Raw genomic sequence first — 19,499 nt, forward strand, 5'->3', positions numbered from 1 at the left:
CACTGTCTACTTTTAACTCTCCACGTTCAACCTAAAGGGGTGTTTTCATGAAAGTCAAAGTCATGCAGGTCGGTCCCATCGGCACAAACTGTTATATTTTAGAGGACGAAGCCACCAACAAGGCCGCCGTTATCGACCCCGGCGACGAGGGGGACCGCATCCTGTCTGTTCTAAAAGAGGACGGGGTACAGGTGGAGTATATCCTTCTGACACACGGCCACTACGACCACACTACCGCTGTTCCCGACCTGATCCGGGCCCTGCCCCAGGCGGAGGTCTATATCCACCAGGCGGATGCCAACGGGGCTGGAAGCCAGCTCTTTCCCCTGGCCGGGCAGGTAGCGGACTTGAAATACTACACCGAGGGGGATACCCTCACTCTGGGCTCTCTCACTATCCAGGTCCTCCACACCCCAGGCCACTCCAAGGGCTCCGTCACCCTCCAGGTCGGGGATGTGCTGTTTACCGGGGACACCCTGTTCTGCGGCTCCTGCGGCCGCACCGACCTGCGGGGGGGCAGCTATGAAGAGATCATGTCCTCTCTAAATCGCCTGGGCCAGTTGGAAGGGGACTTCCACGTCTGCCCCGGCCATGACCGGACCTCCACGCTGGAGCGGGAGCGGCAGTACAACCCCTTCCTCCGGGAAGCCATGGGGCAATGAGGAGACTATCTTATGAAATTGGTTCTGAACGGGCATGATGAGCGGTATGTTGTAGAGCAGGGAATGCTCAATCTCTTTCCCGGCGAGCGTCCCGTCTATGAGCCCATCGGCCCTGGGGATGACAGCTGGGCCGTTGTCACCCTCCGGGAAGATGACCGCTGCCATGTCACCGTAGAGCTGTGCTTCCGCGGCAAGTCCCTGCCCTATTCCCTGGATGTTCCCCTGGTCGGCGACGAGTTCCAGCGGGAGGGCATCCGCCGCCGGGCCATCGGCAAGTGCTTTTTTCTGGCCGCCCGTGCGCTCACCGGCCATACGCCTCCCTGGGGGATGCTTACCGGTGTCCGTCCGGTGAAACTGCCCACCCGCGCCCTGCTGTCCGGGGCCACACCCCTTCAGGCCAAGCAGGAGCTAAGGGAGGAATACTATGTCTCTCCCGACCGGGCCGCGCTGGCGGTGGACTGCGCCCAGGCCAGCATCGCCGCCCAGCGGTCGCTGAAGGAAGGGGAGGTATCCCTGTACCTCGGCATCCCCTTTTGCCCCACCCGGTGCGCCTACTGCTCCTTTGTATCCGCCGACGTGGGCCGGACATTAACATTGGTGGAGCCCTATGTGGACGCCCTGCTGAAAGAAATCGATGGGACGGCCCGTGTACTGACGGAGAGTGGCAGGACCATCCGCTCCTTCTACATGGGGGGCGGCACCCCGACTACCCTAAGCGCCCGGCAGCTGGACCGGGTCCTGACCCGCTGTGAGCAGGTCCTCCCTCTGGAGGGATGCACCGAACTTACGGTGGAGGCGGGCCGGCCGGACACGATCAACCGGGAAAAGCTGGAGGTGCTCCGGGCCCACGGTGTCGGCCGCGTCTCCATCAACCCCCAGACGCTAGAGGACCATGTGCTGGAGTCCATTGGCAGAAAGCACTCCTCGGGGGATATTCAGACTGCCTACGACCTGGCCCGCAAGGTGGGCTTCGACTGCATCAACATGGACCTGATCGCCGGCCTGCCTCTGGACTCCCTAGGCGGCTTTCGCCGCTCTCTGGATGGGGTGCTGGCCATGGGGCCGGAGAATATCACCGTCCACACCCTGGCCCTGAAGAAGGGCTCCACTTTGATCCAGAGGAAAGGCGCCCTTCCCGGCGGGGAGGAGGTGGCCCAAATGCTGGACTACTCCCGCACGACCCTGTCCGGCGGCTATCTTCCCTACTACCTCTATCGGCAGAAGTACATGTCCGGCTCTCTGGAGAATGTGGGCTGGGCAAGGCCGGGCACGGAGAGCTTGTACAACATCGTCATGATGGAGGAGCTCCACACTGTCATCTCTCTGGGGGCGGGCGGCGTTACCAAGCTCATCGATCCCCAGAGCGGCCGGCTCCTCCGGCTGTCCAACCCGAAGTATCCCCAGGACTACCTGTCCGCCGGGGAAAAGTTGGCGGAGCAGCAGAGGGAGATGCTGGCGTTTTTCCGCTGACCATCTATACCGCTGGGCAGCCTGCCCAAGGGAAAGGAGTTCCAAATGGCTTATCAACTGCAGGAGATCAACCGGCGCATTCAGACTGACGTGACCGCCTTCCTGACCGAGTGCGACGAAAATTACGCCCAACGGGTGTCCTTGGCGGCAGACAAGATCCTGGGCAATCTGGAGCACAGCCCCATCGTGCTTTTGTCCGGGCCCTCCGGGTCCGGCAAGACCACCACTGCCCTGAAGATCGCCGAGGAGCTGCGGCGCCGCGGAGTCAACTCTCACGCGGTGGCCATGGACAACTACTTCAAGACCATGAACACAAAAGCCGCCCCCCGCACCCCGGAGGGAGACATCGACTATGAGTCCCCCCTGTGCCTGGACATGGAACTGCTGGATGAGCACTTTGCCGCCCTGTCCCGTGGAGAGGAGATCCTCATTCCCAAGTTCGAGTTTGCCCGCCAGATGCGCAACGACTCCCTGGGCCTCCCCCTTCGGCTGGAGAAGAACGAGATTGCCATTTTCGAGGGCATCCACGCCCTGAATGACGACATCGCCGGCCGCCACCCAGAGGCCACCAAGCTCTATATCTCCGCCCGGTCCAACGTGAACGAGGGGGCCGTCCTCCGCTTCAAGGGCACCTGGATGCGGCTGACCCGCCGGGCGGTCCGGGACTACAACTTCCGGGGCACCGGGGTAGCCGAAACTCTGGAGATGTGGGCCAATGTCCGCCGGGGAGAGAAGCTGTATATCTCCCCCTTTAAGGGCCGGGCGGATATCATCTTTGACTCCTCCCTCCCCTATGAAGTGCCGGTCATGAAAAATTACGCCATCCCCATCCTCCGCTCTGTCCCCCAAGAGAACGAGCGCCATGACGAGATGCTTCAGCTGGTGGACGCCTTTCAGCATTTCGAGGCCATTGACCCGGCCCTGGTGCCCAAGGACTCCCTGCTGCGGGAGTTCATCGGCGGTGGGAGCTACCAGTATCACTGACCTATCAAATCCATGGCGCTGTCTTGCGCGGGGAGGGGCAAAGTCTCCAGCCCCCGGCCCTGACTTCTCTTTCCGCAGTGGGCTCCAGCAAAGCTTTTATCCTATTTCCGGAGTGATCGACTTGACCGACCAGCCTATCTATAACTCCCGGGACTCCCGGTACAAGACGCCCTACGGGGCGGTCCCCTCCGGGGCACAGGTCCGGTTCACCCTCCGCCCTGGAAGGGTGGAGGGCTTCTCCCGCGCCACCCTCTCCGCCCGCTTTGAAAGTCGTGGGGATCAGATCGAGTCCCTCCCGATGCTCTGGAGCGGTCTGGAGCTGGATCGGGACCTGTTTCAGGGCAGCCTGGACACTGGGGACTATGTGGGGCTGGTGTGGTACTCCTTCCTGCTGGAGCGGCTGGATGGAGGCCGCCAGGAACTGGGCCCCTATCAACTCACCGTCTATCAGGCGGAGGAGGTCCCCTCCTGGTTTGGAGAGGGGATGACCTATCAAATCTTTCCGGACCGCTTTCTCCGCTCCCGTGTCCCCGATCCCGCCGGGATGGTAGGAGGACGCTGGGTCCACCAGGATTGGGAGGAACTGCCTGAGTGGCGGCCTGACCAGCGTGGAGAGATCCGGAACCGGGACTTTTTCGGCGGCGACCTGCTGGGCGTCATGGAAAAGCTGGACTATCTGAAGGGCCTTGGAGTGGAGACCCTCTATTTTAACCCCATCTTTGAGGCATCGGAGAACCATCGTTACGGCACCGCCGACTACGACAAGATCGACCCCATGCTGGGCAGCAATCAGGACTTCTCCCGGCTGTGCGACGAGGCCCACAGGCGGGGGATGCGGGTGATGCTGGACGGGGTGTTCAACCACACCGGCTATGTCAGCCGCTACTTCAACGGGGACGGCTTCTATCCCGACGTGGGGGCCAGCCAGAGCTGGGACTCCCCCTACCGCCCCTGGTTCAATTTCATCCAGTGGCCCAAGAAGTACGAGAGCTGGTGGGGCATTTACTCCCTGCCCGCCGTCAACGAGAGCTGTCCCTCCTACCGGGACTTTATCTTCGCCGGGGAGAACAGTGTGGTCCGCCGGTGGCTCCGGGCCGGAGCGGACGGCTGGCGGCTGGATGTGGCCGACGAGCTTCCCGACGACTTCGTAGCGGGCATCCACCAGGCCGCCCGGGCAGAGAAGCCCGACGCCCTGGTCATCGGCGAGGTGTGGGAGGACGGCTCCACCAAAGTAGCTTACGGAGTACGGCGCAAGCACATTCTGGGCGGCCACTGTGACGGGCTGATGAACTACCCCCTGCGCAACGCGATCCTTGCCTTTTTCCGCGGCGGCGGGGGAGAGCACTTCGTATCGGCTATGGAGACCATTCGGGAGAATTATCCCCCCTCCGCCTTCTACTCCGCCATGAACTCCCTGGGCACCCACGACACCCCCCGCATTCTCACCCTGCTGGGGGCAGGAGGGGAGTACCGGGATCAGTCCAGAGACTGGCGGGCCCACTTCCGTTTGTCCCCTAAACAGAGGCGGCGGGGCAAGGACCTGCTCCGGGCGGCGGCCCTTCTGCTGTTCTGCTTTCCCGGCTCACCTACCGTGTACTACGGAGACGAGGCAGGGATGGAGGGCTTTGAGGACCCCTTCAACCGCCAGACCTACCCCTGGGGCCGCGAGGACCGGGAGCTGGTGGACTGGTTTCGGGCTCTGGGCACCCTGCGCCGGGACCACCCCGCCCTTCGACGGGGGGACATCCGGTATGTGGCCGGCCAGGGGCCTCTGTTGGCCTTCACCCGGTCGGCGGCAGGGGAGACCATCCTGTGTGCCTGCAACGCCGGGGATGGGCCCGCCGCCATGGAGCTGGGCTTTCCCGGGGAATTGACGCCCCTGCTGGGCCGGGCCCATGTGGACCCCGGGGAGGAGGGGCCCACCCTGATTATCCCCCCTCTGTCCGGCGCGGCCTTCCTGGTCCACGAAGGCTGAAAGCCTTGAGGCCCAAGGGGGGCAACCACAGATTGACAACTTGTCAGGGACGGATGGTAGACCCCATTCGTCCCTTTATGCTATGTTTCTCACAGAAAAAAGTTGGGGGCCTGCGAGCCTGCCATATTCTGAAAAGGGAGATGAGAACATGACCCTTGGCCAGCGTATTCAGGCGTTGCGAAAGCAGCACGGCCTGTCCCAAGAGGGCCTGGGGGAGAGGCTGGGTGTCTCCCGACAGGCTATCTCCCGCTGGGAGATGGACGGGGCGGTCCCCGAGGTGGACAAACTCATCGCCATGGCCAGGCTCTTTGGAGTTTCTTTGAACCAGCTTTTGGGGGTAGAGGAGCCAGAACAGCCGGTGTCGGAAGCAAAACAGGTGTCTCATGGCAGGCGTTCCCGCCTGCTGGCCGCCCTGTGCGCCCTCCTTTCCGTGGTTTTGGCAGTATCTCTGGGCTTCAATTTTTATTATCGCTACCGGGTCCTCATGATCCTGGACCCACCTCAAGCCCCGTCTGCCCCCGTTCAGCAGGTGTTGTATGCCGTCCGGCCTGACTACGAAACCATGACCTATGACTTGGCGCTCTCCCTGACGGAGAATGGCGGGCTTAGGGGCTATGACACCCAGGTATCCCTCTTTACAGTCCTTCCGGAACAGCCATCCTACCAGGATGGGAACACCACAGTCATCCCTGCCCCCTCTTATCACCAGGAGGAATTTCCTGTCGCCTTCCGCAACAAAACGGCCACTCTGGTCCTGGAAAACCTCCCCTTCCGCTATCATAAAGCCGCCGTCATCTCCCTAACCTACTCCAAGGGGGAACTGGAGGGGACCCACGCTCTGCTGCGGCTGGAGCCCACCGGACGGGGCATTGACTGGATCATAGAGGCGGGCAGCAGTTCCTTCGGCCAACACCCTCCCGAGATCAAAGAGGAGCCGGAACTCTTAGCGCTCCAATGACCCCACCTCCCTGGTCGGCAACGATGAGCCGGCAGTGTGCTCCGCCCAGACGACATGTTGCCGCCCTACTGAGCTTCTATAAAAGACTACAATTCTCTACAAAAGTACCTATGGAAAGAGGAAAGCATCGGTTTCTTGACAAGGTCCTCCATCTAGTATAATATTTTACTGTGACGGCAAGAGTATGCGGAACTGACCCTTGCCCGTCAAGAGGAAGACGTTACTTCTGGAGGATGAAAACATTGATTGAAAAGCAACTCCCTTACAAATATAAAGTATATGAGATCATTAAGGAGGATATCCTTTCCGGGAAGTATCGGGCTGGAGAAGAACTGAACGAGCGAGAGCTGGCCGAGACTATGGGGGTCAGCCGCACCCCTGTCCGTGAAGCGATTCAGATGCTGGAACACAACGGCTGGGTGAGTATTGAAACTTACAAAGGGGCGGTCATTCGCAGCTTTGGTAGAAAATATCTGGCTGATTTAATGAAAGTCCGTACAGCTCTGGAGTTATCCGCCGTGGAAGACGCGGCCAAAAATATTACTGACGAAACTTTCGCCGCTATTGAACAGACCTATCAGCAGCAGGTCGCAGCTATGGACTCCTCAAACAATCTGGATTTCGCCCAACTTGACCGCCTCTTTCACCAGAGCATCTATGAGCTTAGTGGCAACAATACCCTAATCGACCTGTTAGGCAACTTGAACGATATGATTTTTGTCACCGCCACCAAGGCTTTGTCCGGCGCGCCTCGGCGCCAATCTACCATTCGAGAACATGCCGCAATTTTGGAGGCGCTGCGCTGCCGGAACGCGGACCAGGCAGTCCGGGCCATGAAACTCCACATGGAGCAGACTCACTGTAATGTTCAGCATAACACCTCTATAGACTGAATCTTTTTTATATGGCAGCAGACACACGGCAGGTTAAACCCCTGTCGTGTGTTTTACTTCGTATGTTGATAGTTTTATACAAAAAAACAAATATTCTTTCGTGAAAATCTACAATTATGCAAGAAAGGCTGCGTAATTCTTGACAAAATAATGCCCTGCGTATAAAATCTATGTTGGAATTTTGAATTTGGTATACAAAATTCAAAATTACTGTTCTCAAGTTTCTCAAAAAGGAGTTATGAGATATGAAAGTCAGTCTGATCCAGATGGATATGAAGTTCGCCTCTCCTGACGAGAATTTCGCCCATGCGGAAGAGCTGATCCGTCAGGCGGCCCAGAGCCACCCAGATGTGATCACCCTGCCGGAAACCTGGAACGTAGGTTTCTTCCCCAAGGAGAACCTGGCAGAACTCAGCGACAAGGACGGCGCCCGTGTGAAGGAGACCTTCTCCCGTCTGGCTAGTGAGCTAAACGTAAACATCGTGGCCGGCTCTGTGTCTAATGTCCGGGATGGCAAGATTTATAACACCGCCTTTGTCTTTGACCGCAAGGGAACCTGCGTCGCCGAGTACGATAAGACGCACCTGTTTTCTCCCTCCGGCGAGCATGAATACTTTCAGTCCGGAGACCATACCGTCCGGTTTGAGTTGGATGGCGTCCCCTGCGGCTTAATTATCTGCTATGATGTCCGCTTCCCGGAGCTAATCCGTACCATTACCGTCCAAGGAATCGACGTATTGTTTGTCGTGGCCCAGTGGCCCTCTCTGCGCCGCTTCCATTGGCAGGCGCTGAACCAAGCGCGGGCCATCGAGAACCAGTGCTTTGTGGCCTGCACCAATTCCTGCGGCACCGCTGGAGAAACCAAGAACGCCGGCTACTCCGCCGTTTACGACCCCTGGGGCGAACTGGTCGGCGGCTGCGGCCCCAATGAGATGATTTTGACCACCGACATGGATTTGAACATCATCAAGGGGATCCGCAGCAGCATCAATGTGTATAGGGACCGCCAGCCCGGTCTTTATCAAGTCAACTGACTTCATAGATACGGAGGATTGACATGAGCAAAATCAATTTTACTCTGGAGAAGGCAAATGGCAGTGAGGCTCTCGAGCTGAACTATGAGCGTGTCTTCGCCATCGGCTATGCCGGACGCAACATGGAAAAAACCATGGAGCACATCAAGGAGCTGGAGGAGCAGCTGGGTGTTCCCGCCCCCAAGCGCATCCCCACCATCTTTCAGTGTGGCAACTACACCCTGACTCAGGAGAAGGACCTGCACTTTGTGGGCGAGAAGACCTGTGGTGAGGTGGAGTACGTCATCATCATCAAAGACGGCAAGCGTTACATTGGCGTGGGCAGTGACCACACCGACCGTGCCCTGGAGAGCGCCAGCGTTCCCAAGTCCAAGCAGGCCTGTGCCAAGCCCATTGCTGTCCAGGTCTGGGACTATGAGGATATGAAGGACCATTGGGATGGCATTAAGCTGCGCTCCTATCAGACTGTGGATGGCAAAGAGATCGCCTATCAAGACGGTACTTTGGCCGACATCCTGCCCCCCGACCTCATCCTGAAGGAGCTGGACGAGCGTGTAGGCGGCATTGACAACGTGGTCATCTTCTCTGGCACCGTGCCCCTTTTGAATGGGTTTACCTTCGGCACCAATTTCCGTTATGAGATGGTGGACGAAGTTTTGAACCGCAAGATTACTTCTGACTACAACGTAATCGCTATTTCTGAGGAGGAAAGATAAATGAAAAGAATTTTGAGTTTCGCCCTGGCCGCCGCCATGACACTTTCTCTGGCCGCCTGTGGCAGCACAAACGGCGGGAGCTCCGCCGGGAACACCTCCAGCGGTGCCACCAACACCAACTCTGAGGGTAAATCCTACACCCTGAAGATCGCCACCACTGGTAACGAAGATCACCAGTCCACCATCGCCGCCCGCGCCTTTGCTGAGAAGATCGAGGAGCTCTCCGGCGGCCAAATCAAGGGTGAGGTGTATCCCAACTCCTCCCTGGGCAGCGAGCGTGAGGCCGCTGAGGGCGTGCAGATGGGTTCTCTGGAGATGACTGTCGTGACCACTGACGGCACTCTGCCCAACTGGGTGCCTGAAACCCAGGTCCTGTCTATGCCCTACCTGTTTGAAACCAAGGAAGAGGCCTACTATGTGCTGGACAACTTCCTGCAGGACGAGTTTGCCCCTCTGTTCGAGGAGCAGGGCATCAAGCACCTGGCATTCTGTGAGCTGGGCTTCCGTCACTTCACTACCAACGGCAAGGAGATCAAGTCCGCCGCTGATCTGAAGGGCCAGTCCATCCGTGTTCAGGAGGCCACCATCTGGTTCGCTCTGGCCGACGCGCTGGGCTTTATCGCCACCCCCATCGCTTTTAATGAGCTGTACACCGCTCTGCAGCAGGGCACCGTGGACGGCCAGGAAAACCCCATTGCCTCTATTGCCACCTCCGCTTTTGGTGAGGTCCAGAAGTATATGTGCATGGACGGCCACACCTATGGCGCTGAGAGCATCATTATGAACCTGGATCTGTACAACGGCATGACCCCTGAGCAGCAGGCCTGGGTGGACGAGGCTGCTGCCTATGCCAGAGATACCCAGCGCGCGGCCGTTGACGCTGTTGAGGCCGAGTACCTGCAGCAGATCAAGGACGGCGGCACCATCGTGTGCGAGGATCCTGACATCCAGTCCTTCAAGGATGCCACCGCTGATATGTACAAGCTGCCTGAGGTGGCTGAACTGGTCGATCCCTCTCTGACGGAGGCTGTCATGGCCAAGGTCGCCGAGTTCAACGCCAACAAGTAAGCCTCTCCCCGGATCTATTTCGGGAATCGGCCTGCAAGACGATGTCCGGCGCAGGCTCTGCCTGCGCCGGACGTTCCTTTGTACTAAGGGAAGGAGAAAATATGAAAGTAATTGACCAAATCGTCGACTTCCTTGCACGGCTGGTCATGGGCGTCAGCGCTATCGCCGTCTTCGGCGTTACCTTTGCCCAGGTCCTCTGCCGCTATGTTTTGAAGTCCCCCCTACCCTGGAGCCAGGATATCCTCCGCCTTGCCTTTACTTATCTAGTATTTTGGGGCGCCGCCTGGTGTGTCCGCGACAAGAACCATCTGAATGTAGACGTAATCCTTACCTCTCTGCCCAATAAGGTCCAGAAGGTAGTGGAAATAATAATTAACTTGGTTCTGTGCGGCTTCTTTGTTTTTTTGATTGTTATTGGCTATCAGTTCGCAATCGGCGGTATGCGCCAGACCACCTCTTATCTGCCCCTGCCCATGACCGCTTATTACGCAAGCATCCCCAGCGCTGCCGTGCTGATGTTGTACTACATGATCAAGAATATTATCGGCCAGTTCCGTAACTTTAATAAGGAGGAGGAAAAGAAATGATTTATATTCTGTTGCTCTTTGTTCTCTTCCTCATTGGTATTCCTATCTGCTTTTCCCTGGGGCTGGTTTCCCTGGGTGGCATCGTCGCCGGCGGTTATCCCCTTACCGTAGTCATCCAGCGCCTGTTTACCGGGGCTGACAGCACCGCACTGATCGCTATTCCTCTGTTCATCCTGGCTGGCGGTCTGATGGTACAGGGCGGCATTTCCAAGCGTATTGTCGACTTTGCCGATGCCCTGATTGGCCACCTGCCCAGCGGCCTGGCCTTGGTGAGTATTTTAGCCTGTATGTTCTTCGCCGCCATCACTGGTTCCGCCATTGCGGCTACCGCAGCAATCGGCGGAATTATGATGCCCATCATGGAGAAAAAGGGTTATGAAAACACCTTTTCCGCTCCTCTAATTGCCTGCGGCGGCTCCATCGGCCCCATCATCCCCCCCTCTATCCCTCTGCTGCTCTATGGCACCATGGCTGGCGTCAGCGTGGGCAAGCTGTTTATCGGCGGCTTCATCCCCGGCATCATCATGGGCGTTGGACTGATGATCCTCAGCTATTTCATCGGCAAGAAGCGCCACTATGTCGGCCGTGAGACCCGCGCCTCTATGAAGGAGATTCTTTCCACCGGTAAGGATGCCATTCTGGCTCTGATTATGCCCATTATTATCATTGGCGGTATCCTGTCCGGTGTCTTTACCGCCACCGAGTCCGGCGCCATTGCCTGCGCCTACGCCCTCATCCTGGGCATCTTCGTCTATCGTGAGCTGAAGCTGAAGGATCTCTTTGGCCTGTTCGTTGACTGTGCTAAGTCCACCGGCCAGGTGTTGCTGGTGGTGGCCTGCGCATCTCTGTTTACTTGGATCATCACTGTGGCCCAGGTACCTCAGATGGTTAGCTCCTTCCTGTCCGCTACCATTAGTAACAAGTATGTTCTGCTGCTGGTCATCAACATCGTATTGCTCATCGCCGGCACCTTTATCGACACCACCAGCGCCTTGGTCATCTTTACTCCCCTGTTCCTGCCCCTGGTTCAGTCCATGGGTATCGACCTGATTCACTTTGGCCTGGTTATGGCGGTAAACCTGACTATCGGTATGTGTACTCCTCCTCTGGGTGTGTGCCTATTTGTGGCTGGATCCATTGGCCGAGTCTCCTTGAAGGAGCAGATGAAGGACCTGCTGCCTATGCTGGGTGTGTTGCTCATTGTTCTGATCATCATTACCTATATCCCTGGTACGGTTACCTTACTGCCCAATCTAGTGGGTTAACCTTATAAAAAACTCCCGACACGTTGTGTCGGGAGTTTTTTAATGTATTTTCTCCAAATGTCGGATGAGCACCTGGGCACATAGGCCGGTAAACAGACCGGCCGCCGCGCCGGCCATGACCAGATAGGGGAGATAGGCCAAAACCGCCCAGGTCTTCATTACTCCGGCTGCCACCAGGAGCTGGCCCAGGTTGTGAAATATGGCAGCCACAGGACTGCACAGCCAGATCTGGTCTCTGGAGAGGACCCTTCTCAGCAGGCATAGGGCCAGCCAGCACAGCAGTCCGCCTCCGGCGCTGTACAACAATGTACTCATCTGTCCGGAGAACACCGCGCCCAGGAAAACCCTGGCGGACAGCACCAGCAGGGCATCACCGGGCCCCAGGACAAACATCACATACACAGTGACAATGTTGGCCAGCCCCAGCTTCACTCCTGGAATCGGAATCGGCACGGGGATCTGGGCCTCGACCATAAAAATCGTCAGGGCGATAGCGGTAAATAGGGCCAGCAGAGTAAGCCTGCGGGCCCCCCTAGCCGGTGGCCGCGTCAAGGCCGCCACCCCCTCCTGTAATCTCGATGATAAGCTGATGGGGCAGGCAGACGATGGGTACCGTACCGTCGGATATGGCGCCCTGGTCCACACAAACCTGGTCGGGACAGTTGGCCTGACTGATCCGGATACGCCCCCGCTCCACCTGTACCGTATTTGTACCGCCCGCTCCGTCAGACAGTACAAAGGAGTAGGGCGCGGACACCTTGTCCAGCTCTATCTTTTGGAGCACCTGTCCATGCTGGGTGATAACAGCCACAGGGGCCTCGGGGCGTTCCTGCTTCAAGAACACCGCCAGGGCAGAGGCAACTACCGCTGCCCCAAGCAGGGCCAGGATGATCTTGGTATTTTTATTCATGACAGCACCTCTACCTCCCGGTCCTCATAGCCCTGCGCCAGAGTAAAACTGTCCTTTAGCCCAGAGGTAAGGGCCAAAGAGCCGTCCTCCAGAATAAAGAGGGCCTCAAACTCCAGTTCGGGGTGATCCCGCCAAAATTGTGTCCCCCGCTCCAGTCCCATAACGAACAGAGCGGTGGACAGGCCGTCACAGGCAAGGCCGGAGGGGGATACTACTGTGACCGAGAGCAGGCCGCTTCGGGCTGGAGCAGCGGTGGCCGGATCAATAATGTGCCAGTAACGCACTCCATCCCTCTCAAAGTACCGCTGATAGCCGCCGGAGGTGCCCATGGCCTGCCCCTCCAGCTCCAGAACGCCCAGATAGCTCTCTCCCTGGGGATCCTGGATGCCGATGCGCCAGGGGGAGCCATCGGGCTTGGCTCCCAGGGCCAAGATGGTGCTCTGGCCCAGGTCCAGCAGGGCGGAGGTGATGTCTCGCTCCTGGGCTAGCTTGGCTAGACGGTCAGCCGTGTATCCCTTGGCCACAGCCCCCAGATCCAATTTCATCCCATCGGGCAGGGAGGCGCTCTCCTGGTCCAGGCTCACTCGCGTATAGTCGATATGGTCACCCAACTCCTCCAGCTCCGCCTGATTGGGTACTCGGTACTCCCCGGTGGTAAAACCCCATGCCTCCACCGCGGGGTAGGCTGTGATATCCAGCGCCCCCCCGGTGAGGGCACACAGCGCCAGAGCGGCGGAGAGCAGTTGGGCCGTATCAGGGGAGAGGTGTGCCTGTCCCCCTTCATTAAGGGCAGATATCTCGCTGTCTGGGGCGGTGGCGGACAGCAGGTCCTCCAGCTCATAAACCTCCGCCACCCCCTCCTCTAGAGCCTCCCGTCCACTTTCTCGGTCCTGCCCGTAGTAGGTCAAGGTCATGACCGTATCCATGGCAAAGATTCGGCTCTCCTCCCCGACATCCTCCACCTGGCAGCCTGCCGGCAGAGAGAGGAACAGCCCCAGGACCAGGGCGGCAGTCCATATGCGCGTTTTGACCACAGAGGTCCCTCCTTTTCCTTCTCCGCTCAGGCTTTACAGAACCTCACGATACATAGCCGCCGCGTCGCTTTTCCCAACATTATCGGCCACCACCAGCACCTCTACCTTGACAACGCGCTCTCCAAAGCGGAGCTCCAGGATGTCTCCTGCTTTTACATCATAGCTGGCCTTCACTGGACGGCCGTTGGCGACCACCCGGGCATTGTCACAGGCCTCATTAGCCACGGTGCGGCGTTTGATGAGGCGGGAAACCTTCAACCATTTGTCCAATCGCATAGAATGATCTCCTCTACGGAAAACGGGGACGCTGTATACAGCGTCCCCGTTCTATTTACGGAACTTACTTGGACACAGCATCCTTCAGAGCCTTGCCGGCCTTGAAAACAGGGGTCTTGGAGGCGGGGATCTGAATGGTCTCCTTGGTCAGGGGGTTGCGGCCAACACGTTCAGCGCGGGCCTTAACCTCAAAAGATCCAAAGCCGACCAGCTGTACCTTCTCACCGTTCTTCAAAGAGTCAGTAATGGCGTCGATGGTGGCAGTAATGGCGGCCTCAGCGTCCTTCTTGGACAGCTCGGCCTTCTCAGCAACAGCAGCAATAAGTTCGGTCTTGTTCATGGTGGTTTTCTCCTCCTGTGAATTTGGGCAGCGCCAGCGCGCCGCCGCCGTGATTATACTTAAATCCCGGGGGATGTTAAGTCATCGAAGTGGAGTCGCTATCCCGCTTTGCCTGTGCCCAGAACCGCTCCAAATCAGATAGCTCCATCTGGGTCATCGGCTGCCCGGCCAGCTCTTCTGTCCGGCGGAAGCGCCGGATAAATTTTTCACAGGCCGCGTGGAGTGCCAGCTCGCTGTCCAGTCCCAGAAACCGGCCGACCTTGACTGCAGCGAACAGCAGATCGCCCAGCTCCTCCTCCACGTTGGAGCCCTGGGCCGCGGCCGTCTTCAATTCTCCCAGCTCCTCGGACAGCTTGTCCAGCGCCGGACTGATATCCGGCCAGTCGAATCCCGCCTTTTTGGCCTTGTCCTGAATTTTCTCCGCCCGCATCAGCGCTGGCAGAGAACGGGCCACACCGTCCAGAGAATCAGCGGCGGTCTTCTGTCCTTTCTCCTCCCGCTTCTGCTTCTCCCAGGCGGTAAGAGCGCCGTCCGCATCCCCGGCCTCTACAGTGCCAAAGACATGGGGGTGGCGGAATACCAGCTTCTTGCAGATGCCGTCCACCACATCGTCAAAGGTAAACAGCCCCTCCTCCTGGGCCATGCGGGAATGAAACACCACCTGAAGCAGTACGTCGCCCAGCTCTTCCTTCAGGTTGGCTGTGTCCTGGTTATCGATGGCTTCGGCCACCTCATAGGCCTCCTCCAGCATATTGCGCCGGATGGACTGGTGGGTCTGCTCTCTGTCCCAGGGGCACCCCTCCGGAGCGCGGAGCAGCTCCATGATGCGGAGAAGGTCCTCCATGGAATAGTGGTCCATACACTGAAAATTTACCACAATTTCGCTTCCTTATCAAGTCATTTTATATATTTTCAAGTTTTTCAGGAAAAATACCTAAAATCTTTGAAATAATGCCACATTATGGAATTTGCGCTTACAGCCGGAGCAACCGGGCCAGCTTATCCCCCTTGGGCATCAGGGACAGGTCCTCCCGTGAGATGGCCCGCAGGGCCACCACCAGCACCAGATAGACCACCATAGCCACTCCGATAGCCGCCAAGGTGGCCACAGCGTTGCCCATCCTGCTGAGGACCGCCTCCGTCCCCCCCTCGGGGACCGCACTGAGCAACCGGGCCAGCACACGGTAGACTACCCATGCGGCTCCGCCCATCAGAGCGGAAGCTGCCAGCGGTTTAACAAAAATAGGCAGATACCGGGGCCTCTTGGGGATGACCCGGGAAATAATAAGCAAGTCCAGCGCCAGGCATAGGCCGAAGCACAGAATATTACCCGCCGGTGCGCCGAAGATACCGACTTCGGGCCGGACCACCAGGTTATAGTTGGTCACGATCTTCAGCACCCCACCCAGCACCATGACCAACACGGGCAGGTTGACAAACCCATGGGCCTGGAGGATGGAGTTGCACACCAGCATCATACACACAAAGACAGTAGCCAGGCCCAGAGTGGACAGCAGGGGACCAGCCAGATCCGGGTTGAGCTTGGTAAAAAGCAGCCGCATGATAGGCTGGCCCATGACGAACAGGCCCACTCCCATTGGGAAAGCCAAAAGGGCGGTGATGCGTAGAGCGGAGCCAGTGATCTTGGCGCTTCCCCGGCGGTCCCGGCGGGCCAGCGCACCAGAAACGGCTGGGATAACCGAGGCAGTGATGGCAGCCATAAGGGAAGTAGGCAAATTATAGATATTCAGCGCCCCGCCATAATTCCCGTAGAGGGTCCGGCTCACATCCTGCACCGCGTCGCTCAGGGCTTGGGCAGCGGCCGGCGGGGCCTCCAGGGCCATCTGCTGGGTCAAAGAGGCCATGTTAGCGGCGGCCCCAGCAGCCAGAGTTTCCTTCCATGTGTTCAGTGCGTTCTCCAGGGCGCCAAAGTCCACAAAGTCGGCATACAGCGCCCAACTGGCGGGGTCCTCCACCAGTGCCCGCTGAAGCTGCCCCTGGACCAGCGAGGAGTCGATGACCGTAACGATGCCCACCATAGAGGAGCTGAGGGTGATTGGAATGGCGATGCGCAGGATATCCTTCAAAATACTGCCCGCGCCGTCTGGCACATCTCGGGACAGCCGGGGCTCACGGGCCCGGCCAAAGCCGTAGCTGAGCAGCATATAGGCCAGGGCCACCACAGTACCCACCGTCACGCCGGTAATAGCGCCGGCAGCGGCCACATGGGCGGGCTGCCCCGCCTGAATCAGCCAGTAGGCCAGGGACAGGCCGATGACCAGCTTGCAAAGGGCCTCAATGATCTGGGAGATGGAGGTGGGGGCCATGTCGCTGTGTCCCTGGGAATACCCCCGGAAGGCGGCCAGACAGCCCACGCACACTACGGCGGGAGCCAGCGCCTTGATGCCGGCGGCGGCCTTGGTGTCGTTCATCATGGCGGCCAGCGTATCGGCCTTGAAATACATCACTAAAAAGGAGACCAGACCCAGGGACAAAAACAGGAGCATCGATACCCGAAAGGTCTTGCGCATCTGATTGTGGCGACCCAGGGCACTGGCCTCGCTGACCAGCTTGGACACGGCCACAGGCAGGCCGGCAGTGGAGATGGTCAGCAGGACCGCATAGATATTATAGGCGTTGGTAAAGTCGGTGTTCCCCTGCTCCCCAATGATATTGACCAGGGGGATCTTGTAGAACATACCGATGAGCTTGACCACCAGGATGCCCACAGCCAGGATGGCCGCTCCGCCAAAAAAGGTATTTTGTTTCTGACCGCTGATCCGGCGGGGGGCGGTATCTCGTTGGGACATAGGCAGCCTCCTTTATGCTGGGCACAGAGAGGGGAGAGAGCTCCGCTTTCCCACCTCTCCGTGGGTATCGCTTCATATGCCAAAGATTCGGGGCAGGGCGTAGCCCTCCACCTCGGCCCGGATCTTCTCCAGATCCAGGGTGAAAAATTCCCCCTTCTCATATATGACCTTCCCCCTGGCCATATTCATGACCACGTTGGAACCTCGGGCAGAAAAGGCCAAGTTTTCCACCGCGTCGTGACAGGGGAACAGGTTGGGGGCGGAAAAGTCCACCAGGATCAGGTCGGCCGTCTTGCCGGGGGCGATGACTCCGGTATCCAGGCCCAGGGCCCTGGCCCCATTGACCGTGGCCATCTCCAGGGCCTGTTGGGCCGTGACCGCCTCCGGGTCCAGGCCGACTCCCTTGTGGATGAGGGCGGCCAGCTTGATCTCCTCAAACAGGTCGTGACTGTTGTTGGAGGCCACCCCGTCGGTCCCCAGGGCCACGTTGACCCCGGCCTTTAGCATCTGGGGAACTCGGGCCACGCCGGAGGCCAGCTTCAAATTGGAGACCGGGTTGTGGACGGCGGTGATGTGTTTCTGGGCCATGATGTCCATATCCTGGTCAGACACCCAGACACAGTGGGCGGCGATACCCCCCCGCTCCCACACTCCGTATTGGTCCAGGAGGGCGACGGGGGTTTTCCCATATTTCTTCCAGCAGTTCTCATGCTCTGACTGGGTCTCAGAGATGTGGACCTGCATCCCTAAGCCATGCCTCCGGGCAAAGTCAGCCGTCCACTCCCACAGTGAGGGACAGGAGGTATACTCCGCGTGAATGGATGCGTCCACTAGGATCTGCCCCTCACCGGCGCCATGCCACTCCTCCACCAGCCGAAGCTGGTTTTGGCAGTCGCCGCACTTGTCAGGAGAAAAGTCCTCCGGCGCGCCAAAATAGACCCCGCCGCAGGACAGATTGGCGGAGATGCCCGCCTCCAGCACAGTTTTGGCGATGGCGTCGGTGTACATATACATATCCGCGATACAGGTAGTGCCGCTAGCAATCATCTCGGCCAGCCCCAGAGCGGTGCCCGCGGCAACGCATCGGGCATCCAGCTTGTCCTCGGCCGGGAAGATATAGTCGTTCAGCCAGTGGTACAGGTCGTGTCCGCCGCCGTATCCCCGCAGGAGGGCCATGGCCACGTGAGTGTGGGCGTTGACCAGGCCGGGCATGAGCACCTTGCCAGTCCCGTCAATGACCCGGTCAAACTCCCCCTGGGGGCGGGCAGTACCCACCGAGGAGATTTTTGTGCCCTCCACCGCTACAAAGGCGTCTTTCAGGACCGGCTGGGCCGAGTCCATGGTCACAGCGGTGACATGTTCCAACAACAGTGACATATCAGATCCCTCTCAGTATCGCTCTGGCCCAGTCCAGATCCTTCCGGCGGACATAGAGCTTATATTCCACCCAGGCCCCGTCGTTCATACCGAAGGTGCCGGTGCGGCCCCGGCTGCTGCCGCCGCACAGCCCCTCCCACATAGTGGGGCTGGTCAGATCCTTGCTCCGGTAGATATAGTCGAGCCCCGCCCCCTCCAGGGTGTCGCGCACCTGGTTAAAGCGGCTGAGGTCATAGGTCAGGAACAGCTCTGCGCGGTTGAAGATCGTAATCATGGACAAAGCCACCTTTCATCGCCGGGCAAAGAGATCACATCTTCCTCAGACACGCCCGCACCAGACCGGAGAACTTTTCACGGGCCGCCTCGCCGGCCTCCAGCACCTCCTGCTCGCTGAGAGGCTGGTCCAGGATGCCGGCAGCCATATTGGACAGCAGAGTCAGGCCCAGCACCTCCATGCCACAGTGGCCGGCCACGATGACCTCCGGCGCGGTGGACATGCCCACGGCGTCGCCCCCCAGGACGCGGGCGGCCCGGACCTCTGCCGGGGTCTCATACTGAGGCCCGTAGCAGTAGAAGTAGACCCCCTCCCGCAGAGGAATGCCCAGCTCCTGGGCCGTCTGGCGGGCCAGCTCCCGGAGGCGGGGGGTGTACAGATGGGAGGCATCGGGGAATCGGACCCCGAACTCGGGCAGATTTTCCCCCCGGAGGGGAGACTCGGAAAACATCTTGATGTGGTCGGTAATGAGCATCAGGTCCCCGGCCTGCCAGCTGGTGTTGACGCATCCGGCGGCATTGGTGACGATCAGGGTGTCACACCCCAGCAGGCGCAGCACCCGGACGGCGTAGGACACCTCCTCATAGGAGTAGCCCTCGTAGTGGTGCGTTCGGCCCTGCATGACCGCCACCCGCTGCCCCTCCAGAGTGCCGAAGACCAGCCGCCCCTTGTGTCCCGGCGCGGTGGATGCCTTAAAGTTGGGAATATCCAAGTAATCGATGGCGACGGCACCCTCCACCTCGTCCCCCATATAGCCTAGACCGGAGCCCAACACCATGGCCACCTTAGGGATAAAGTCTCCAAGGCGGTCCCGGATCGCTTTGGCGCTGGTCCGGTATTGCTCCATCGTATAGCCCATGGCCCCC

At 59.0% G+C, this 19,499-nt stretch carries 21 protein-coding genes; 11 read left to right on the forward strand and 10 right to left on the reverse strand.

All coding sequences use genetic code 11. The annotated features are described in order from the left end of the window. Nucleotides 1-47 precede the first annotated feature (47 nt). The 11 genes from ACEVJK_RS11935 to ACEVJK_RS11985 all read left to right on the forward strand — a co-directional run bounded on the left by ACEVJK_RS11935 (nt 48) and on the right by ACEVJK_RS11985 (nt 11,612). A complete protein-coding gene (locus ACEVJK_RS11935; protein ID WP_262669525.1) occupies nt 48-662 on the forward strand; it encodes an MBL fold metallo-hydrolase in 615 nt (204 codons plus the stop codon). 12 nt (nt 663-674) lie between these two features. After that, nucleotides 675-2,132, forward strand: coding sequence for a coproporphyrinogen dehydrogenase HemZ (gene hemZ, locus ACEVJK_RS11940; RefSeq protein WP_374740681.1), 1,458 nt, complete (start codon nt 675-677; stop codon nt 2,130-2,132). Nucleotides 2,133-2,177: 45 nt separating this feature from the next. Continuing rightward, complete coding sequence (locus ACEVJK_RS11945) at nt 2,178-3,116, forward strand: uridine kinase (protein ID WP_374740682.1); 939 nt, start codon at nt 2,178-2,180, stop codon at nt 3,114-3,116. Between the two features lie 112 nt (nt 3,117-3,228). Beyond that, nucleotides 3,229-5,091, forward strand: a complete 1,863-nt coding sequence (locus ACEVJK_RS11950) for a glycoside hydrolase family 13 protein (protein WP_374740729.1) — start codon at nt 3,229-3,231, stop codon at nt 5,089-5,091. A gap of 148 nt (nt 5,092-5,239) precedes the next feature. Then, a complete protein-coding gene (locus tag ACEVJK_RS11955) occupies nt 5,240-6,049 on the forward strand; it encodes a helix-turn-helix domain-containing protein (protein ID WP_186852916.1) in 810 nt (269 codons plus the stop codon). Between the two features lie 233 nt (nt 6,050-6,282). Next, nucleotides 6,283-6,942 (forward strand): GntR family transcriptional regulator, encoded by a 660-nt coding sequence (locus ACEVJK_RS11960; protein WP_374740683.1) that lies wholly within the window; start codon nt 6,283-6,285, stop codon nt 6,940-6,942. Between the two features lie 245 nt (nt 6,943-7,187). Further along, nucleotides 7,188-7,976 carry a carbon-nitrogen family hydrolase gene (locus ACEVJK_RS11965; protein WP_186852918.1) on the forward strand — a complete coding sequence of 263 codons (789 nt, stop codon included), beginning with the start codon at nt 7,188-7,190 and terminating at the stop codon, nt 7,974-7,976. A gap of 23 nt (nt 7,977-7,999) precedes the next feature. Next, nucleotides 8,000-8,692, forward strand: a complete 693-nt coding sequence (locus ACEVJK_RS11970; RefSeq protein ID WP_240286403.1) for a DUF2848 family protein — start codon at nt 8,000-8,002, stop codon at nt 8,690-8,692. Beyond that, complete coding sequence (gene dctP, locus ACEVJK_RS11975; RefSeq protein ID WP_240286401.1) at nt 8,693-9,760, forward strand: TRAP transporter substrate-binding protein DctP; 1,068 nt, start codon at nt 8,693-8,695, stop codon at nt 9,758-9,760. It begins immediately after the preceding gene. Nucleotides 9,761-9,861: 101 nt separating this feature from the next. Next, nucleotides 9,862-10,347: a TRAP transporter small permease gene (locus ACEVJK_RS11980; protein ID WP_186852921.1), complete on the forward strand. Its 486-nt coding sequence runs from the start codon at nt 9,862-9,864 to the stop codon at nt 10,345-10,347. Next, nucleotides 10,344-11,612: a TRAP transporter large permease gene (locus tag ACEVJK_RS11985; RefSeq protein ID WP_186852922.1), complete on the forward strand. Its 1,269-nt coding sequence runs from the start codon at nt 10,344-10,346 to the stop codon at nt 11,610-11,612. Before ACEVJK_RS11980 ends, ACEVJK_RS11985 begins: the two co-directional genes overlap by 4 nt. Before the next feature lie 39 nt (nt 11,613-11,651). Here ACEVJK_RS11985 and ACEVJK_RS11990 read toward each other — a convergent pair whose 3' ends face one another. From ACEVJK_RS11990 to ACEVJK_RS12035, 10 genes are all read right to left on the reverse strand, one after another. Beyond that, nucleotides 11,652-12,164, reverse strand: a complete 513-nt coding sequence (locus ACEVJK_RS11990; protein WP_340405913.1) for a Gx transporter family protein — start codon at nt 12,162-12,164, stop codon at nt 11,652-11,654. Then, the gene (locus ACEVJK_RS11995) at nt 12,145-12,522 is read right to left on the reverse strand and encodes a NusG domain II-containing protein (RefSeq protein ID WP_186852923.1); all 378 of its coding nucleotides are present in this window, start codon (nt 12,520-12,522) and stop codon (nt 12,145-12,147) included. Before ACEVJK_RS11995 ends, ACEVJK_RS11990 begins: the two co-directional genes overlap by 20 nt. Beyond that, nucleotides 12,519-13,556, reverse strand: a complete 1,038-nt coding sequence (locus ACEVJK_RS12000; protein ID WP_374740684.1) for an FAD:protein FMN transferase — start codon at nt 13,554-13,556, stop codon at nt 12,519-12,521. The genes ACEVJK_RS11995 and ACEVJK_RS12000 overlap by 4 nt, the downstream gene beginning before the upstream one ends. Before the next feature lie 33 nt (nt 13,557-13,589). Beyond that, nucleotides 13,590-13,832 (reverse strand): RNA-binding S4 domain-containing protein, encoded by a 243-nt coding sequence (locus ACEVJK_RS12005; RefSeq protein WP_147572461.1) that lies wholly within the window; start codon nt 13,830-13,832, stop codon nt 13,590-13,592. Nucleotides 13,833-13,896: 64 nt separating this feature from the next. Then, complete coding sequence (locus tag ACEVJK_RS12010) at nt 13,897-14,172, reverse strand: HU family DNA-binding protein (RefSeq protein ID WP_147572462.1); 276 nt, start codon at nt 14,170-14,172, stop codon at nt 13,897-13,899. 76 nt (nt 14,173-14,248) lie between these two features. After that, on the reverse strand, nt 14,249-15,049 hold the full coding sequence (gene mazG / locus ACEVJK_RS12015; RefSeq protein WP_147572463.1) for a nucleoside triphosphate pyrophosphohydrolase: 801 nt from the start codon (nt 15,047-15,049) through the stop codon (nt 14,249-14,251). Nucleotides 15,050-15,146: 97 nt separating this feature from the next. Then, nucleotides 15,147-16,982 carry a polysaccharide biosynthesis protein gene (locus ACEVJK_RS12020; protein WP_147572464.1) on the reverse strand — a complete coding sequence of 612 codons (1,836 nt, stop codon included), beginning with the start codon at nt 16,980-16,982 and terminating at the stop codon, nt 15,147-15,149. A gap of 72 nt (nt 16,983-17,054) precedes the next feature. After that, nucleotides 17,055-18,359 carry an amidohydrolase gene (locus ACEVJK_RS12025; protein WP_186852926.1) on the reverse strand — a complete coding sequence of 435 codons (1,305 nt, stop codon included), beginning with the start codon at nt 18,357-18,359 and terminating at the stop codon, nt 17,055-17,057. A gap of 1 nt (nt 18,360) precedes the next feature. Beyond that, the gene (locus tag ACEVJK_RS12030; protein ID WP_186852927.1) at nt 18,361-18,633 is read right to left on the reverse strand and encodes a hypothetical protein; all 273 of its coding nucleotides are present in this window, start codon (nt 18,631-18,633) and stop codon (nt 18,361-18,363) included. A gap of 34 nt (nt 18,634-18,667) precedes the next feature. Further along, entirely contained in the window at nt 18,668-19,492 is an 825-nt protein-coding gene (locus ACEVJK_RS12035) for a purine-nucleoside phosphorylase (RefSeq protein WP_147572467.1), read from the reverse strand. Nucleotides 19,493-19,499: the final 7 nt, after the last annotated feature.

It is taken from the genome of Flintibacter sp. P01028, from assembly GCF_041925235.1.
Lineage (GTDB): Bacteria > Bacillota > Clostridia > Oscillospirales > Oscillospiraceae > Lawsonibacter > Lawsonibacter aceti.

What these genes read in the sequence shown, in the direction of transcription:
- ACEVJK_RS11935 (WP_262669525.1), top strand. Translation starts at nt 48, where the DNA reads ATGAAAGTCAAAGTCATGCAGGTCGGTCCCATCGGCACAAACTGTTAT.
- hemZ (WP_374740681.1), top strand. Translation starts at nt 675, where the DNA reads ATGAAATTGGTTCTGAACGGGCATGATGAGCGGTATGTTGTAGAGCAG.
- ACEVJK_RS11945 (WP_374740682.1), top strand. Translation starts at nt 2,178, where the DNA reads ATGGCTTATCAACTGCAGGAGATCAACCGGCGCATTCAGACTGACGTG.
- ACEVJK_RS11955 (WP_186852916.1), top strand. Translation starts at nt 5,240, where the DNA reads ATGACCCTTGGCCAGCGTATTCAGGCGTTGCGAAAGCAGCACGGCCTG.
- ACEVJK_RS11960 (WP_374740683.1), top strand. Translation starts at nt 6,283, where the DNA reads ATGAAAACATTGATTGAAAAGCAACTCCCTTACAAATATAAAGTATAT.
- ACEVJK_RS11965 (WP_186852918.1), top strand. Translation starts at nt 7,188, where the DNA reads ATGAAAGTCAGTCTGATCCAGATGGATATGAAGTTCGCCTCTCCTGAC.
- ACEVJK_RS11970 (WP_240286403.1), top strand. Translation starts at nt 8,000, where the DNA reads ATGAGCAAAATCAATTTTACTCTGGAGAAGGCAAATGGCAGTGAGGCT.
- dctP (WP_240286401.1), top strand. Translation starts at nt 8,693, where the DNA reads ATGAAAAGAATTTTGAGTTTCGCCCTGGCCGCCGCCATGACACTTTCT.
- ACEVJK_RS11980 (WP_186852921.1), top strand. Translation starts at nt 9,862, where the DNA reads ATGAAAGTAATTGACCAAATCGTCGACTTCCTTGCACGGCTGGTCATG.
- ACEVJK_RS11985 (WP_186852922.1), top strand. Translation starts at nt 10,344, where the DNA reads ATGATTTATATTCTGTTGCTCTTTGTTCTCTTCCTCATTGGTATTCCT.
- ACEVJK_RS11995 (WP_186852923.1), bottom strand. Translation starts at nt 12,522, where the DNA reads ATGAATAAAAATACCAAGATCATCCTGGCCCTGCTTGGGGCAGCGGTA.
- ACEVJK_RS12005 (WP_147572461.1), bottom strand. Translation starts at nt 13,832, where the DNA reads ATGCGATTGGACAAATGGTTGAAGGTTTCCCGCCTCATCAAACGCCGC.
- ACEVJK_RS12010 (WP_147572462.1), bottom strand. Translation starts at nt 14,172, where the DNA reads ATGAACAAGACCGAACTTATTGCTGCTGTTGCTGAGAAGGCCGAGCTG.
- ACEVJK_RS12020 (WP_147572464.1), bottom strand. Translation starts at nt 16,982, where the DNA reads ATGTCCCAACGAGATACCGCCCCCCGCCGGATCAGCGGTCAGAAACAA.
- ACEVJK_RS12025 (WP_186852926.1), bottom strand. Translation starts at nt 18,359, where the DNA reads ATGTCACTGTTGTTGGAACATGTCACCGCTGTGACCATGGACTCGGCC.
- ACEVJK_RS12030 (WP_186852927.1), bottom strand. Translation starts at nt 18,633, where the DNA reads ATGATTACGATCTTCAACCGCGCAGAGCTGTTCCTGACCTATGACCTC.
- ACEVJK_RS12035 (WP_147572467.1), bottom strand. Translation starts at nt 19,492, where the DNA reads ATGGGCTATACGATGGAGCAATACCGGACCAGCGCCAAAGCGATCCGG.